This is a genomic window from Escherichia sp. WS1152 (genome assembly GCF_046487665.1).
Taxonomy (GTDB): domain Bacteria; phylum Pseudomonadota; class Gammaproteobacteria; order Enterobacterales; family Enterobacteriaceae; genus Escherichia; species Escherichia coli.
This window is the reverse complement of record NZ_JBJQJA010000009.1, coordinates 26103-42646: the sequence shown is the minus strand read 5'-3', so window position 1 is coordinate 42646 and position 16544 is coordinate 26103. Positions and strand designations below refer to the sequence as shown.

The following is a 16544-nucleotide window of genomic DNA, read 5'->3' as shown; positions in this document are numbered from 1 at the left end:
TGAACCATTAAGATTTTCGTAAGATATAGCACCAGTGAATGTCACTTTTTTAAAGTTACAATATTTTAGAGATGCCAGGGCTTCTTTTTCCAGCGCAGATAAATCGATTGTGATATTTTCAAAGGGGATTTTATTTTTTAAATATACGCTAAGCTTTTCATTATCATTTGGGAACTGTATTTTCAACATTCCTGATTGAAAAGCCTTCTCATCAAAATGAATATTATGCTTATAAATATCCAAACTGAGATCTTCTGAAAATACAGAATGCATTGTATTTTCTTCAACATCATTATGATTATCTTTCGAGTTAATATTTATTTTAAATACTCTACTAACAATAATGTCTTTATTTTCATCTACAGTAAATTCTGTAGTCGCATTAAAACGCCATTGTTGATCTTCATTGGCGAGAGATTTAATTCTATTAAACATCTCAACTTTATCACCAGGTTCCGTCACAAAATTTATAATGGCTTGTTTAGCCTCCTTAATATGATACATAGGAAAAAGATCGCGTATAAATTCCCAAAGACTTCGTTTAAGAAAAGATTGACTATCACCAGCTAAAATGTTTGTTATATCTTTATGAGTTACTGAATACTTACCCACACCATCTACAGACAAACCAATTTTTCCTGAATATTTTTGCGTTCTATTTTTTTCATTCATATTTTCATCTGGTATTTTAGTCAGATTAGCAAATTTATCTGTAACTGTACTATATGATGATATAGCCATAATCATTTCTCCTGAACACAATATTTATTCGCCCAAGCACAACACATAGCCGATTTGTCTTAAAAAGCATACCTGGGTGTTGGTTTGAGACGATTATGGCTAAACCACCTATGAATACTGTAAAAAATCGCTCATTATGTATGTTTCGATATAGGGCTTTCACCCTGTTTTTTGTTTTCTTTTCCATTCTCTGTGCAGGTAGCGATATAAATGAAAAGAATAACAAAAATGTTTTTATAGCGTGGCACTACATTAAAAGTAAAATAATTCAAATGTAATAATGTATATGCAATGTACTGGGGAGAGTTTCGAGGTGAGTTTGTGTGGCAATATTTCAGTGAGAAAGTTTATCAGCCCGGTAACTATGTATGACCGGGCTGATTGCCAGATGCGGCAAAAAGCTTTATCTGGCCTACAGTTAGCACTACTCTTTGGGGTCTTTTCCCGCCAGCAGTTTATCCAGCTCATCACCACCGACGTGACGGAAATCCTGCCCCTTCACGTAGTAGAAGATAAACTCACAAATATTCTGGCAGCGGTCGCCAATACGTTCGATAGAACGCGCACAGAATAGCGCGGTAAGTACGCTCGGAATGGTACGCGAATCTTCCATCATGTAGGTCATCAGTTGACGAACAATACCTTCATACTCCTGATCGACTTTTTTATCTTCACGATAAATACGTACCGCTTCGTCAATGTCCATCCGCGCGAACGCGTCCAGCACGTCGTGCAGCATCTGGATGGTATGACGGCCCAGCGACTCCAGACTTACCAGCAACGGCTGATGCTGCTGGGAGAATTTCTCCAGCGCAGTACGGCAGATTTTGTCCGCCACGTCGCCAATACGCTCCAGTTCAGCAATGGTTTTACTGATCACCATAACCAGACGCAGGTCGCTCGCTGTCGGCTGACGTTTGGCAATAATGCGCACGCAGGCTTCATCGATCGCCACTTCCATCATGTTGACGTTCTTGTCGCCTTCGATGACGCGCTTCGCCAGATCGCTGTCCTGGTTGTGCATCGCGGTGATTGCATCAGAAAGCTGCTGCTCCACCATGCCGCCCATGGTCATCACCTGCGTGCGGATACTTTCCAGTTCGGCGTTGAACTGGCCGGAAATATGTTTATTAAGATTGAGACTGTCCATAACGCACTCCTGAATCAACCGTAACGACCGGTGATGTAGTCTTCTGTTTGTTTCTTCGCTGGCTTGGTGAACAGATCGTCCGTGTTGCTGAACTCAATCAATTCGCCCAGGTACATAAACGCCGTGTGGTCGGAACAACGCGCAGCCTGCTGCATGTTGTGGGTGACGATCACCACGGTGTAATCCTGCTTCAGTTCGGTGATCAGCTCTTCAATACGCCCGGTAGAGATAGGGTCGAGCGCCGAACACGGTTCGTCGAGCAGCAGCACTTCCGGGCGAATGGCGATACCACGCGCAATGCACAGACGTTGTTGCTGACCACCAGAGAGAGAGTAACCGCTCTGGTGCAATTTATCTTTGGTTTCGTTCCACAATGCGGCTTTGGTCAATGCCCACTGTACGCGCTCGTCCATGTCGGCACGGGAGAGCTTCTCAAACAGACGGACACCAAAGGCGATGTTGTCGTAAATGGACATCGGGAACGGCGTAGGCTTCTGGAACACCATGCCCACTTTCGCACGCAGCAGGGCGATATCCTGAGAGTTGGTCAGGATGTTGTCGCCATCAAGCAGAATTTCACCTTCCGCACGCTGTTCCGGATACAGTTCAAACATTTTGTTGAAGGTACGCAGCAGCGTCGATTTACCGCAGCCGGACGGCCCGATAAACGCCGTTACCTGGTTTTTAGCGATATCCAGGTTGATGTTTTTCAGGGCATGGAATTTGCCGTAGTAGAAGTTCAAATTACGAACCTGAATTTTACTCGGGGCAGTTTCAACCATACTCATTGCAATCTTTTCCTCATCGTGCCTGATGCACTTCGCTAATCAGGCTTACCGTAGGCCGGATCAGGCGTTTACGCCGCATCCGGCAAAGTGTTAACCGTGTACAGAGTCAAAAAGGCGCTCGGTCGGTCCCCTCGCCCCTCTGGGGAGAGGGGAAAACCGTGTCAGCAATATCAACCGTGTTTATTCTTCGCGAAAACAACGCGCGCCAGAATGTTCAGCAGCAGTACGCACAGGGTAATGATCAATACCCCGGCCCAGGCCAGTTGCTGCCATTCCGCAAACGGGCTCATCGCAAACTTAAAGATCGTCACCGGCAGGTTGGCGATCGGCTGCATCATGTCCGTGCTCCAGAACTGGTTGGAGAGCGCGGTAAACAGCAGCGGCGCGGTTTCACCGGCAATACGGGCAATCGCCAGCAGGATACCGGTCATAATTCCGGACACCGACGCTTTCAGCGTAATCGCGGAGATCATCTTCCACTTCGGCGTACCCAGTGCATAAGCCGCTTCACGCAGGCTGTCCGGCACCAGTTTCAGCATGTTCTCGGTGGTGCGGATAACAATCGGTACCTGCAACAGCGCCAGCGCAATCACACCCGCCCAACCGGAGAAGTGCTCCATCTGCGCCACCACGATGGTGTAAACAAACAGACCAACCACAATCGACGGCGCAGAGAGCAGAATGTCGTTAATGAAGCGAATCACTTCTGCCAGCCAGGATTTACGACCATATTCAGCCAGATAAATCCCCGCCATAATGCCCAGCGGCGTACCGAATACCGTGGCCCACAAAATTAACAGCCCGCTACCCGCCAGAGCGTTCGCCAGACCACCACCTTCCGTATTGGGCGGCGGCGTCATTTCAGTGAACAGAGCCAGCGACATACCATCGATACCGCGAGTGATGGTGGACATTAAAATCCAGATCAGCCAGAACAGACCGAAGGCCATCGTCGCCATTGAGAGCGTCAGTGCAATACGGTTCTTGAGGCGGCGACGCGCCTGCATTTTGCGGCGGGATTCAGCAAGCGCCGCAGTGGTTTGCATTTCAACCATAGCCATTAGCGTGCCCCCTCATTCTTAGCCAGGCGCATAATCATAAACTTCGATGCGGCGAGGACGATGAAGGTAATCACAAACAGGATCAGGCCCAGTTCCATCAGTGCGGCAACGTGCAGACCGGATTCCGCTTCCGCAAATTCGTTCGCCAGCGCAGAGGTGATACTGTTGCCCGGCATGTACAGCGAGGCGCTGTCGAGCTGGTAGGTGTTACCGATGATAAAGGTCACCGCCATGGTTTCACCAAGCGCGCGGCCCAGCCCCAGCATAATGCCGCCGATAACACCATTTTTGGTGAACGGAAGAACGATACGCCAGATAACCTCCCAGGTGGTGCAGCCAATACCGTAGGCCGACTCTTTCATCATCACCGGGGTTTGTTCGAACACATCGCGCATTACCGCCGCAATGTACGGAATAATCATGATGGCGAGGATCACGCCTGCCGCGAGGATACCGATACCAAATGCCGGGCCAGAGAACAGCGCGCCGACAATCGGGATATTCGACATGATATTGCCGACCGGCTCCTGGAAGTAAACGGCGAACAGCGGCGCAAAGATAAACAGGCCCCACATGCCGTAAACGATACTTGGAATGGCTGCCAGCAGCTCAATGGCGATACCCAGCGGGCGTTTCAGCCAGCCAGGCGCAAGCTCAGTCAGGAACAGGGCGATACCGAAACTCACCGGGACGGCGATCAGCAGCGCGATAAACGAAGTCACCAACGTACCGTAGATCGGCACCAGCGCCCCGTAGATATCGTTCGGCGCATCCCACTCTTTGGTCCACAGGAAAGCCAGACCAAATTTCTGAATGCTCGGCCATGAGGAGATGATCAGAGAGACAATAATGCCACCCAACATCAATAGCACAATCAGCGCCGCCAGTTTTACCAGCACGCTGAAAATTATGTCGCCCTTTTTACCCGGTGGGTTAAAAGCAGGCTTGGTTGCAGCCATAAGTTACTCTTCAGTTAAACGCGTTTACAAAGTCATTTTGTAATGCCGGATAAGCCGTTTAATGCCTTATCCGGCCTGGAGTTTTATTAGTACAGCGGCTTGCCGCTACTGTCTTTAATATTGGTCTTCCACGCAGCGCGAACCTGTTCAACTACGCTATCCGGCAGGCTGGCGTAATCCAGGTCGTTCGCCTGTTTAGCCCCGGTTTTGTACGCCCAGTCGAAGAATTTCAGCACTTCTGTGCCTTGTTCTGGTTTCTTCTGATCTTTGTGGATCAGAATGAACGTGGTAGAGGTAATAGGCCACGCATCTTCGCCTTTCTGGTTGGTCAGATCCTGAGCGAAGGTTTTGCTCCAGTCTGCACCTTTTGCTGCATTAGCGAAGTTTTCTTCAGTCGGCAAAACAGGTTTACCATCAGCGGAGATCAGTTTGGTGTACGCCAGGTTGTTTTGCTTCGCATAAGCATATTCAACGTAACCAATTGCACCCGGCAGACGCTGAACGAACGCAGCGATACCGTCGTTACCTTTACCACCCAGACCGATCGGCCATTTTACGGTAGAGCCAGTACCAACGTTGTTTTTCCACTCTTCATTCACTTTCGCCAGGTAGCTGGTGAAGACGAAGGAAGTCCCGGAGCCATCTGCGCGGCGTACTACAGCAATGTTCTGTGAAGGCAGTTTCAGACCCGGATTCAGTTTGGCGATGGCTTCATCATCCCACTTCTTGATTTTGCCGAGGTAGATGTCGCCGAGGGTTTTACCATCCAGCACCAGCTCGCCAGACTTCAACCCAGGAATGTTAACCGCCAGCACCACGCCGCCAATCACGGTCGGGAACTGGAACAGACCTTCCTGAGCCAGTTTTTCGTCAGACAGCGGCGCGTCAGAAGCACCAAAATCAACGGTATTGGCGATAATCTGTTTTACGCCACCGGAAGAACCGATACCCTGGTAATTAACTTTATTACCGGTTTCTTTCTGGTAAGTGTCAGCCCATTTGGCATACACCGGCGCAGGGAAGGTTGCACCTGCACCTGTCAGGCTTGCTTCTGCAAACACAGAGAAAGCACTCATCGATAAGGTCGCGGCGACAACAGTTGCGACGGTGGTACGCATAACTTTCATAATGTCTCCTGGGAGGATTCATAAAGCATTGTTTGTTGGCTACGAGAAGCAAAATAGGACAAACAGGTGACAGTTATATGTAAGGAATGTGACAGTTTGATGACACCCAAAGGAAAGTTATTACTTATTGATATTGAAGGGGAAAAATATCAGCATTTTTTCATGAAAGGAGAGGAAATATGAACGGCTGTCATAAAACAGCCGCAAAAGGTTAGTTTACAAATTCAATGGTTAAGGTCGCGGTAGCGTTAAAAACGCCGGGCTGAGGCCGGGCACCGGTAAAGCTGGCAGGTGCTGCCGAAAAAGTTACCGAACCATTTTTACGACCAATAATGGTCGTGTTGCCCATGTCTGCGGGTAACTTGCCGTTGTTGACGCTAACTTCAGCATTCGATTTATTGTAAATTTTGATCCCGACATCAGCATTGTCTGTCGCCACCATCGTATCGTCACTGCTTCGGTTCGTCCCCGTAAAAGAAGCATCGACTTTCTGCGTACGCTCATCCCCCATCCCCGTACACTCAATACTCACTGTTTTAGTGATTTTTCGTGAAGTAATGGCTTGCCCGGCGGTAGATGAAAATTCGGACGCAGGAATAGTATCAAAATCAAAATAAATCACCTGTCCTGCATTTATCTGACAAGACTGTGGTGCGGTCAAACTGCCTGAAATTCGAACTTTTGCAATCGCCTCACCACGGGTCGTGGTGCTGGATATGTTGGCATACAGCAATGCAATATCGGTGATAGGTATTACTACCGTTCCATTTATTGAACGTTTAATACGAAATGAAATCTTCGCATCTGCTCCAGTTTTCAGGCTCACGCCAACCGCTGTAGTTTTGTTTCCCTGACAAGTGTGATCTGTTGTAGTTGCCTGGTTGGAAACATGTTCAAAAGGAACTGCCGTATACCCCGCATTTAGCACAGATATTTTTGTTCCCACATCGACATATTCGTTAAGATAGTAAAAAGCAAGACCACTTGCGGTGGTGCTATAAACCATACCGGGAGCAGGGTCTGCGGTATAATATATTTCGTGATAAGCGCCATTGCTATGTTTTGAATCACAGTTACACAGAACGCTATAATTTTCAGAAGATGTTGCATTAGCAATATCTATTAATGTATTTCCAGGCACATTGTTTGCTGCACTGACCGTTGTCAGAGGAAAATTAAGGCTTAATGTATGTGTGCCGCCTCTTGTTGCACACGTGCCATCATTTGCCGCATACCCGCACGGCAACCCTAAATGAAAGAGAATTATGCAAAATATATAATGCCATTTTTTCATGAAATTATTCCTTTTACTAACACAAGATTAGTTAGTAAATTCAATAACCAGCGTGGCTGTGGCGGTAAATCCATTATCAGGCGCTGGTTTTGTGCCCGTCAGACTGGCGGGCGCTGAATAAAACGTTACGCTACCATCGGTTTTTCCTAATCGACTAATAGCACCCATATCAGCGGGTAAGTTGCCCCCATCCACATTCACTGGACGGTCGTTCTTATCAAAAATCTTAATTCCCACATCCGGATTACTCGTCACGATCATGGTGGCATCGGCACTTCTGTTTGCCGCAATCATCGACGCACTCACCACCTCCGTAGACCTTACGTCTTCCATCCCGGTACAGGATACTGTGACTTCGGTTTTAATCTTTCGTTCTGCAATAATTGAACCCGCCGTTGAGGAGAACTCACCGCTATTAATTTTTTGAAAATCGACATCGATGCTCTGATTTGGCGTTAACTCACAGTTCTGCGGGGCCGTTAATTGTCCGCGAATTGTCACTTTAGAAACGGGGGTCGTTTTGGGAAAATGATCGGACATGCCCGCGTATAACCAGGCGACTTCCGTTGTGGGTATTGTCACCGTGCCAGTAATAGAATGCCGAACATAGAAAGATAATTTTGCCGAGCGCCCTGAATCCAGATTTACAGTGCTCCCATTATTACCTGCTCCACAGGTATGTTGCGGTGAGGTGGATTGGTTGGATAAGTGTTCAAAAGGAATGGCCGCATATTGGTTATTAATAATAAAAATCGTCACGCCGACCGATAAATAATCATTCAGAGCATAGTAATTTAACCCATTAAGAGTGCGCTCAAGCACAAGCCCCGGTGCGGCATCCCCCGTGTAGAAGATAGGAAAAAATGCTGTTTGTTGGCCCGGTCCGCCATGCGTGTCATCACAGTGACAGCGCACCGGGTATGTTCCAGTCGTGTTGCTCAGTGCCTCGAAAATATTGTATCCGGAGTGGTTATTCGCCGCAGCCACCGTCAGCGGACCAAATGATAAATTTGACATGTGCGTTGCGCCATCACTATTAAAACAAACGCCATCACCATTAGCGGCGAAACCATAAGGACAGCAAAGCAGCAGAATCAACCCTGATAATATTTTTTTCATTCATGCTTCCTTTAGCGACAAATCGCATCCATTTGAATCAGGCTGGTATCATCAGGTTTATGGGTGATGTGATAGGCCGCCTTACATTTTTCATCCGCAGCTTGTCCCCAACTCAATAAAAACTCGCCTTTTTCAGGCATCCCGGAGAGATACAGTTCGCCGTTATCACCGACAATCCCGGTGACTGTGCCCGTTTCGAGAGAGGCGGTTGCCATCGCGCCAAACATTATTGGTTTACCGTTGACCTGGCGGACGTTAAATAGCACGCGATAACCGACATGGGTGACAAATTCGGCTTTCACCACCGCACCGCGCGTTGGTACCAGGTTGATGACGGTGTTTTCCAGTTCAATATTGGCTTTGGAGAAATAGTCGCTGTTCAATGCCACGCGGTTTTCGTCATATGGGCTAAGCTGCGTTTTTACGGTATAACCACGCCAGTCGGTAGAAATCCCGGTGGCGTTTTCAATGGACAGGCCTTCTGCGCCCGGCGCTTTGACTAATGCCACCGTTTCGCCCAGTTCCTGCGAGAAGGTCACTCCGTCACTATGCACCAGCACGCCGCCTCTGGCGCCATAATCAAAATGTTGGGAGTCACGGCTCCAGGAATAGCTGCCATTGACCGAGCCATAAGTCCCGTCATAGGTCATTCCGGCATTGCCGCTGTAGGAGTCATCAGGAGAGTGCATCCACGATTCCTGTACGTTATAAGACAGGTTACGCCCTTCCAGCATCGTTCCGTTCAGACCGACCTGCATCGTGCTTTCATGGTGGTTGTTTTGCGTTAACGAATAGTTGACGTAGCTGTCTTCCATCCAGCCCGATAGCGGTATCGACATTGAGAACATGAAAATCTGTTCTTTGCCGAAATTATCATTGTTATCATCATGATAGTTGCTCGATGAGCGCTTGATCGAGTCCGTATAGTTCCAGGAAACGTTCCAGGAGATGTTTCGCCAGTTGTTGTTATAGCCGAACTGTAATAAACGCTCGACCTCATCGGTCTGCCAGTATTCCTGTCGACTGAATGTTAAATAAATATTGCCCCAGCCTGGCGTGAAAGATTGCGTCCAGGTGCCTTCGAAGCGGCTGCGACGGTTGCCCGTTACCCAGAAATCAGAATCGTTATCCTGTCGCGACACCCATTCATTGAGGGTGTAGAACCCCTCCGTAGAGTAGCGATAACCCACCAGACGAAAGGTGGTATTGGTGTCTTCAAAACGTTTGGAATAGAGAAAACGATACGATTGACCACTCTCATTATCGCCGTAGTCAAACTGCGAGCGGGCATGAGTCACGTCAAAAGAAATCGCGCCCAGCGCCCCCATATCTTTACCAATACCCAGCGCGGCAGAAGCGTAATCATTTGCCAGTTGTGTTCCGCCATACAAGGTTATTCCCAAAGGGAAACCGTGCATTGCTTGTAACTGCAAGACCTCAGGCGTAAAGCCGCTTTCGTCGCGCACTTCTCCAATGCTAAGGTCTACATCGGTCTGACCTTCACGCTTGAGAATGGCCAGTGAAGTAAATGGCTGAATAAAGTGCTGCTCGCTGCCATCTTCTTCTTTGATAGTGACATCGAGATCGCCGCCGCTACTGGTCGTGTTTAAGTCGGTGAGGGCAAATGCGCCCTGTGGTACGGCTGATTGATAAATAACGTAGCCGTTTTGTTTGATGATCACCGTGGCGTTAGTTTTCGCAATCCCATGTACCACTGGCGCAAAGCCATTCTGGCTGGAGGGCAACATATCGTCATCGGTATACAGCCGCACGCCACGCACCTGTGTACTATCAAATACATCGCTTGCCGTCCAGGTATCGCCAATCATAATCTGGCTACGTAATGCCATGATGTCGCGCTGAATGTAATTACTGACGGAATGGTAGTCCACATTACCGTCATAAGAATTCAGGGTGCTGTAATTACGAAAACGCCATGCGCCTAAATTAATACCATTACGCAAATTCAGATAATAACTGTCATCGTCGTCGTCATAATTTGACCGGATGGTATGCGATGCCGAAAAATCATAATTCATCATCATGGCATTGATCCCCTGATCCCAACGGGAAGGGCTGATATAACCATTAACTGCATTGTTGAGATAAATTTGCGGAATAGTAATATTCAATGCAAGTTTACTGGCGTCCAGTAACCAGGTAGCCCCGTCGATCAGCGGAACTGGATTTACGCATGTTTTGTCATCAACATTCGCCAGAGATTTTATCGCATCAACTTTTATACCATAGGTCGCCAGTACGTTTTTTATCGCCACGTAGCATGGGTGGAGTTCAGCATCAGGGTTATCCTGGACAAATTTAACTTCCTGGCGTTCGAAGAGCATGCCGTTGATCATCACATCAACTTTGTATGTTCCCGCAGGTAAGGTATTCGAACGGTTGAACTGGTGAATATCAATATTATCCGCAGGATGATCCAGTTCCAGTAATCTGGGGTTGAACAAGCTATCCCGGGCAAAAGCAGATATGGAACAGAGCAGACATATGCCCGATGCAAGCGTAATGAAAAGATGCGAAGAGGCCATCGATATATCCTTATCCGGCGCTTAAAGGTTTTTCTTTAGTGGTTGACTAATTGCACCGTAATCATTAATAAAGCGCCAAACGAGCGATTTTCCTGCCACGCCAGCCGGAATTGGTAATGTCAATGTTTCAAAAGGGCGGATCATATTTAGCGACACGTCTTTATCGTCCACCGTCACACTCATTACATTAATATGGATCGGATTTGGATTTTCGACGATGAGATTATTACCCTGCCGCGACCATTTAACATTTTTAATAGCCTGCTCAGGGATTATCTTTACCGCGGCTGGTCGCCAGAATAACTTAATTCTTGTTTTTATGGCTATCTCAAGAACATTGGTATTTTTTTTATCAATTGAAGGAGGGATGTTTTTCACGTTCAACCAGAATACGGACTCTCGATCTTTTGGTAACTCGCCAGCCGTTTTTAAAATGCGTAATATTTTCTCTTGCTGCGGTTCAATGCGAGAAACGGGAGGTATCACAGAAAATGGCGGTTTGCTTTTATCCTCTTTATTAAATGGATCAACCCATGTCTGCAATAGATAAGGAAGGTTCGTTTCTTTATTAAAAATAGAGATTGTAGTATCAGGTTTGTCACCATAAAAAATAACGCGAGTTCCCCCAACAACAATACCAGCCATAGCCATCGACATCTGCGTAATCAAAGTAACAGCAAAAAACAATCTAAGTAAATACATAGGCATAAATGTATCTCATAAAAATATAATAATGACGCCCTTCTTTTAAGTAAAAGAGAACCATAATGGCGAGCGCCATTTTATTTAAGGTATTATGTTAAGAATGATTTATTTTATATATTCAACTGTAAACTGCGAGTCGGCGTTAGCTGTACCAGGGTCAATAGTCGTTTCCGTAGCAATATAACGAGCCATGAACTTCATGGATGCATTACCATTAGAAATCGGAGTTGATGCAGAATTTTCATATAACTTGACCTGAGTGTTATCTGCACGGTTATATAAACGAATAGCTACGCCTTTCGCTGCACTAACGGCACCCGCACCAGTATAATCCCCACTGTTATCACTCGGGCTAATACCAGCGGCAGCATCGTTAGAGTTATCAAGCGGGGTACCGATTGCCAGGTTGCCATTACCATGAGCATCTTCATTACCATCGAAACGAATTGCGGCGGACTTAAAGGTTTCCGGGCATTGAGTCAGATCGATAGAAAAAGCCGTCGGGGCAGCCACATCATCGACGCCACTAAAGGCTGTACGGTTTACTTTGCCTAAGTCAACGACCTGATCTTTAGTTTCAGGAGTGACTTCGCAAGTACTGTCAATAATTTCACCACGGAAATGGACTGTTCCATCAGCCGCCTGTAGGTGACCTGCCATAAACACAGAAGTTAACGCTAATGCTCCTACAATCATATTTGGTTTCATAAATATAACTCCATTAATTTGATATTATTCCTGTGTGTTATCCATTTATTAAATTTGGATAAACCTGATCGGTATTTGATCAGAAACCAAATAGTACTACCAATATACTTTGGCGCAAGTGGTTTTTATTTTATACATTTAGATAAATTAAATTGGGTGTTAAGCAAAACTAAATTTATATCGTTATGTGATTGCTTAAAAGAAGAGGGAATAATAAATGGATATAAATATTATTTTTATGATGAGGTGATTTTTTAATTATATCACACATCTCAAAGCAGACAATTTTTTCATATTTACATAATCCACAACTATGAATTTGCGTAGAAAACAGTCTTATTTTTAGTAAACCACACATTCAAATTATATTTTTTGCCTATATTTGTGGAAAGACTATATATTTACAGTGATAATTTATTATCACACATTGTTACATAGTTAAATAAAATTACATATTGATGATTGTTTTACAAGCGATTCTTGAATGAACAAAACGTGCTATTCATTACAAAGTACGTCAATTATGGCAATTGTTTGTCAATGATTCGAGGTATTTAATTACTACTACGGTTAAAACAAGTGTTCAACGGTGCCCCAAATAATAGCTGAAGTTAATTATATGGAATGAGGTTAGATTATTAATGCTGGTAAGTAAAAGGGCCGCCAAAAGGCAGCCCTTCGTTCAGCAAATGAATAATATTACTCAACCGTTACCGATTTTGCCAGGTTACGCGGCTGGTCAACGTCGGTGCCTTTGATCAGCGCGACGTGATAAGCCAGTAACTGCAGCGGAACGGTGTAGAAGATCGGTGCAATCACCTCTTCCACATGCGGCATCTCGATGATGTGCATGTTATCGCTACTTACAAAACCCGCATCCTGATCGGCGAAGACATACAATTGGCCGCCACGCGCGCGAACTTCTTCAATGTTGGATTTCAGTTTTTCCAGCAATTCGTTGTTCGGCGCAACAACGATAACCGGCATATCCGCGTCAATCAGCGCCAGCGGACCGTGTTTCAGTTCACCTGCAGCGTAGGCTTCAGCGTGAATGTAAGAGATCTCTTTCAGCTTCAATGCGCCTTCCAGCGCGATTGGGTACTGATCGCCACGGCCCAGGAACAGCGCGTGATGTTTGTCAGAGAAATCTTCTGCCAGAGCTTCAATGCGTTTGTCCTGAGACAGCATCTGCTCAATACGGCTCGGCAGCGCCTGCAGACCATGCACAATGTCATGTTCAATGGAGGCATCCAGACCTTTCAGGCGAGACAGCTTCGCCACCAGCATCAACAGCACAGTTAACTGGGTGGTGAATGCTTTAGTGGATGCCACGCCGATTTCTGTACCCGCGTTGGTCATTAGCGCCAGATCGGATTCGCGCACCAGAGAAGAACCCGGAACGTTACAGATTGCCAGTGAACCAAGGTAACCCAGCTCTTTCGACAGACGCAGGCCCGCCAGGGTATCTGCGGTTTCGCCAGACTGTGACAAGGTGATCATCAGGCTGTTATGACGCACGGCAGATTTGCGATAGCGGAATTCAGAGGCGATTTCGACGTCGCACGGAATACCTGCCAGCGATTCAAACCAGTAACGGGAAACCATACCGGAGTTATAAGAAGTACCACAGGCGAGGATCTGAATATGCTCAACCTTCGACAGCAGTTCGTCGGCGTTCGGTCCCAGCTCGCTTAAATCAACCTGACCGTGGCTGATGCGCCCGGTAAGGGTGTTTTTGATCGCGTTCGGCTGTTCGTAGATCTCTTTCTGCATGTAGTGACGGTAAATACCTTTATCGCCCGCGTCATATTGCAGATTGGATTCGATATCCTGACGTTTTACTTCCGCGCCAGTTTTATCGAAGATGTTTACCGAACGGCGAGTAATTTCCGCAATATCGCCCTCTTCAAGGAAGATAAAGCGACGGGTCACCGGCAGCAGCGCCAGCTGGTCAGAAGCGATAAAGTTTTCGCCCATACCCAGACCAATCACCAGCGGACTACCAGAACGTGCTGCCAGCAGGGTATCCGGGTGACGGGAGTCCATGATCACTGTACCGTACGCACCACGCAGTTGCGGGATAGCACGCAGAACAGCCTCACGCAGAGTACCGCCCTGTTTCAGCTCCCAGTTCACCAGATGGGCAATCACTTCGGTGTCGGTTTCAGAAACGAAGGTATAGCCACGCGCTTTTAACTCTTCACGCAGCGGTTCATGGTTTTCGATGATGCCGTTATGCACCACCACAATGTGTTCAGAAACATGCGGATGCGCGTTAACTTCTGAAGGTTCACCATGGGTCGCCCAGCGAGTGTGAGCAATACCGGTGCCGCCATGCAGAGGATGTTCTTCCGCTGCCTGAGCCAGCATCTGGACTTTACCGAGGCGACGCAGGCGGGTCATATGACCTTCCGCATCAACAACGGCCAGACCGGCAGAGTCATATCCGCGGTATTCCAGACGACGTAAACCTTCAAGAAGGATTTCTGCTACATCACGTTGCGCGATCGCGCCAACAATTCCACACATAGTTTTTGATTCCGATTTATATCGTTGTCGGTCAACCTGTATGCCCGTTTTTTCGGGCGCCCCGAGCCTTGTAGAGAGTGGGGTTATTTTTATAGTTACTGCTTGTGGGAGGGAGATTATGTTATCTCCTCATCCCATGTGACCGGATTACCCGGCCAGAATCACTTTTTCTTTACCGGACGACGCCAGCCTTCTTTCTGAGTCTGCGGCACACGGCTGATAGCTAATGCATTTTCGCCGACATTACGCGTCACAGTTGTACCCGCAGCAATGGTCGCGCCTTTGCCTACTGTTACCGGGGCCACCAGCTGAGTGTCGGAACCGACAAACACATCGTCGCCGATAATGGTCTTAAATTTATTCGCACCATCGTAGTTGCAGGTAATGGTTCCCGCGCCGATGTTAACGTTATCGCCAATTTCCGCATCGCCCAGGTAAGTCAGATGACCAGCTTTCGAGCCTTTACCCAGACGCGCTTTTTTCATCTCAACAAAGTTACCGACGTGTGCACCTTCCTGCAACTCAGCACCAGGACGCAAACGGGCAAACGGGCCAATGGTACAGGCCGCCGCCAGATTCGCGTCTTCCACGACGGTATATGGGCTAATTTCGCAATCATCGCCAATCACGCTGTTTTTAATCACGCAACCGGTGCCGATTTTCACGCGATGACCGAGAGTCACGTTGCCCTCGATGATAACGTTAGTATCAATTTCAACATCGCGCCCGTGAGTAAGCGTACCACGCAGATCAAAACGCGCCGGATCGCGCAGCATAACGCCTGCTAACAGCAGTTTTTCAGCCTGTTCGGACTGATAAACACGCTCCAGACGGGAGAGTTGCAGGCGGTTATTCACGCCTTCTACTTCGCTTAAACGTTGCGGATGAACGGCGACGATTTCACGCCCTTCCTGATACGCCAGCGCAATAATGTCGGTGATGTAGTATTCACCCTGAGCGTTATTGTTGGTCAGCTTCGCCAGCCAGCGTTTCATATCTGCGCCGTTAGCGATCAGAATGCCGGTGTTGATCTCCTGAATCTGACGCTGCTCGTCGGTGGCATCTTTGTGCTCAACAATGCCGGTAACTTTGCCATTTTCACGGGTGATACGTCCATAACCGGTCGGATCATCCAGTTTCACCGTCAGCAGACCAATGCCACCCTGCGGTTTAGCATCACGCAGGCGCTGGAGTGTTTCGACAGAGATCAGCGGCACGTCGCCGTAGAGCATTAAAATGTCTTCATCATCGGCAAAGAAAGGTGCGGCCTGCTGCATTGCATGACCCGTACCCAGCTGCTCTGCCTGAAGCACCCAGTTAAGGTTGTCGTCTTTCAGCGCCTGTTTAAGCAGATCGCCGCCGTGACCGTACACCAGGTGAACGTGCGCTGCGCCTAATTCATTCGCAGCATCAATGACATGCTGAACCATCGCTTTCCCGGCAAGGGTATGCAGCACTTTCGGAAGATCGGAATACATGCGCGTGCCTTTGCCTGCGGCAAGGATCACTACGCTCATAGCATTATTCAACATACGCGTCCTGACTGTAATTTGAGAACGAATTTAAACCGCTTCACCTTGAAAAAACTACATTTTTTTCATCGTGAAATGGACAGAGGATAAATTGTTCAATAACGGATTATCCCCGCTGACGAAAGTGCCATTTTCGACCATCGTCACGCCTTTTGTCTGCAGAAAATTAAGGCAGTACCTTCATTTAAGCGTCAGGTGGATGTTTTTGCTCTTATTTCGATCAATGAATAAACGGGAAAACAGGGGTGTTTTATATCAGCAGGATCTATGTGAACGCTCTTCAGG

Annotated in this window: 12 protein-coding genes and 1 pseudogene; all 13 read right to left on the bottom strand. The window is 47.4% G+C overall.

Annotated features, from left to right (window positions below; translation table 11 throughout):
* Positions 1 to 657: 657 nt before the first annotated feature.
* Positions 658 to 741 (bottom strand): annotated as a pseudogene (locus tag ACJHW7_RS15425) (hypothetical protein); the annotation flags it as partial.
* A gap of 424 nt (positions 742 to 1165) precedes the next feature.
* Positions 1166 to 1891 carry a phosphate signaling complex protein PhoU gene (gene phoU / locus ACJHW7_RS15420; RefSeq protein ID WP_000377785.1) on the bottom strand — a complete coding sequence of 242 codons (726 nt, stop codon included), beginning with the start codon at positions 1889 to 1891 and terminating at the stop codon, positions 1166 to 1168.
* Positions 1892 to 1905: 14 nt separating this feature from the next.
* Positions 1906 to 2679: a phosphate ABC transporter ATP-binding protein PstB gene (pstB, locus tag ACJHW7_RS15415; protein ID WP_000063125.1), complete on the bottom strand. Its 774-nt coding sequence runs from the start codon at positions 2677 to 2679 to the stop codon at positions 1906 to 1908.
* 170 nt (positions 2680 to 2849) lie between these two features.
* Positions 2850 to 3740: a phosphate ABC transporter permease PstA gene (pstA, locus tag ACJHW7_RS15410; RefSeq protein WP_001251991.1), complete on the bottom strand. Its 891-nt coding sequence runs from the start codon at positions 3738 to 3740 to the stop codon at positions 2850 to 2852.
* A complete protein-coding gene (pstC, locus tag ACJHW7_RS15405; RefSeq protein ID WP_000741620.1) occupies positions 3740 to 4699 on the bottom strand; it encodes a phosphate ABC transporter permease PstC in 960 nt (319 codons plus the stop codon). The genes pstA and pstC overlap by 1 nt, the downstream gene beginning before the upstream one ends.
* Positions 4700 to 4785: 86 nt before the next feature.
* Positions 4786 to 5826 (bottom strand): phosphate ABC transporter substrate-binding protein PstS, encoded by a 1041-nt coding sequence (gene pstS / locus ACJHW7_RS15400; RefSeq protein WP_000867143.1) that lies wholly within the window; start codon positions 5824 to 5826, stop codon positions 4786 to 4788.
* A 211-nt stretch (positions 5827 to 6037) separates the two neighbouring features.
* A complete protein-coding gene (locus ACJHW7_RS15395) occupies positions 6038 to 7120 on the bottom strand; it encodes a fimbrial protein (protein WP_001383675.1) in 1083 nt (360 codons plus the stop codon).
* 27 nt (positions 7121 to 7147) lie between these two features.
* The gene (locus ACJHW7_RS15390) at positions 7148 to 8239 is read right to left on the bottom strand and encodes a fimbrial protein (protein WP_021557353.1); all 1092 of its coding nucleotides are present in this window, start codon (positions 8237 to 8239) and stop codon (positions 7148 to 7150) included.
* A gap of 11 nt (positions 8240 to 8250) precedes the next feature.
* Positions 8251 to 10785, bottom strand: a complete 2535-nt coding sequence (locus ACJHW7_RS15385) for a fimbria/pilus outer membrane usher protein (RefSeq protein ID WP_021557354.1) — start codon at positions 10783 to 10785, stop codon at positions 8251 to 8253.
* 21 nt (positions 10786 to 10806) lie between these two features.
* Entirely contained in the window at positions 10807 to 11493 is a 687-nt protein-coding gene (locus ACJHW7_RS15380; RefSeq protein ID WP_021557355.1) for a fimbrial chaperone, read from the bottom strand.
* Positions 11494 to 11595: 102 nt separating this feature from the next.
* On the bottom strand, positions 11596 to 12198 hold the full coding sequence (gene lpfA2, locus ACJHW7_RS15375) for a long polar fimbria major subunit LpfA2 (RefSeq protein ID WP_000804045.1): 603 nt from the start codon (positions 12196 to 12198) through the stop codon (positions 11596 to 11598).
* Between the two features lie 699 nt (positions 12199 to 12897).
* The gene (glmS, locus tag ACJHW7_RS15370) at positions 12898 to 14727 is read right to left on the bottom strand and encodes a glutamine--fructose-6-phosphate transaminase (isomerizing) (protein WP_040235096.1); all 1830 of its coding nucleotides are present in this window, start codon (positions 14725 to 14727) and stop codon (positions 12898 to 12900) included.
* 161 nt (positions 14728 to 14888) lie between these two features.
* Positions 14889 to 16259, bottom strand: coding sequence for a bifunctional UDP-N-acetylglucosamine diphosphorylase/glucosamine-1-phosphate N-acetyltransferase GlmU (gene glmU, locus ACJHW7_RS15365; RefSeq protein ID WP_021557356.1), 1371 nt, complete (start codon positions 16257 to 16259; stop codon positions 14889 to 14891).
* Positions 16260 to 16544 lie beyond the last annotated feature (285 nt).

Bases quoted from the DNA above. Each gene is read 5' to 3' on its own strand.
- pstB (WP_000063125.1), bottom strand. From the start codon at position 2,679: ATGAGTATGGTTGAAACTGCCCCGAGTAAAATTCAGGTTCGTAATTTG.
- ACJHW7_RS15385 (WP_021557354.1), bottom strand. From the start codon at position 10,785: ATGGCCTCTTCGCATCTTTTCATTACGCTTGCATCGGGCATATGTCTG.
- lpfA2 (WP_000804045.1), bottom strand. From the start codon at position 12,198: ATGAAACCAAATATGATTGTAGGAGCATTAGCGTTAACTTCTGTGTTT.
- ACJHW7_RS15395 (WP_001383675.1), bottom strand. From the start codon at position 7,120: ATGAAAAAATGGCATTATATATTTTGCATAATTCTCTTTCATTTAGGG.
- ACJHW7_RS15380 (WP_021557355.1), bottom strand. From the start codon at position 11,493: ATGCCTATGTATTTACTTAGATTGTTTTTTGCTGTTACTTTGATTACG.
- pstS (WP_000867143.1), bottom strand. From the start codon at position 5,826: ATGAAAGTTATGCGTACCACCGTCGCAACTGTTGTCGCCGCGACCTTA.
- glmU (WP_021557356.1), bottom strand. From the start codon at position 16,259: ATGTTGAATAATGCTATGAGCGTAGTGATCCTTGCCGCAGGCAAAGGC.
- pstA (WP_001251991.1), bottom strand. From the start codon at position 3,740: ATGGCTATGGTTGAAATGCAAACCACTGCGGCGCTTGCTGAATCCCGC.
- glmS (WP_040235096.1), bottom strand. From the start codon at position 14,727: ATGTGTGGAATTGTTGGCGCGATCGCGCAACGTGATGTAGCAGAAATC.
- ACJHW7_RS15390 (WP_021557353.1), bottom strand. From the start codon at position 8,239: ATGAAAAAAATATTATCAGGGTTGATTCTGCTGCTTTGCTGTCCTTAT.
- phoU (WP_000377785.1), bottom strand. From the start codon at position 1,891: ATGGACAGTCTCAATCTTAATAAACATATTTCCGGCCAGTTCAACGCC.
- pstC (WP_000741620.1), bottom strand. From the start codon at position 4,699: ATGGCTGCAACCAAGCCTGCTTTTAACCCACCGGGTAAAAAGGGCGAC.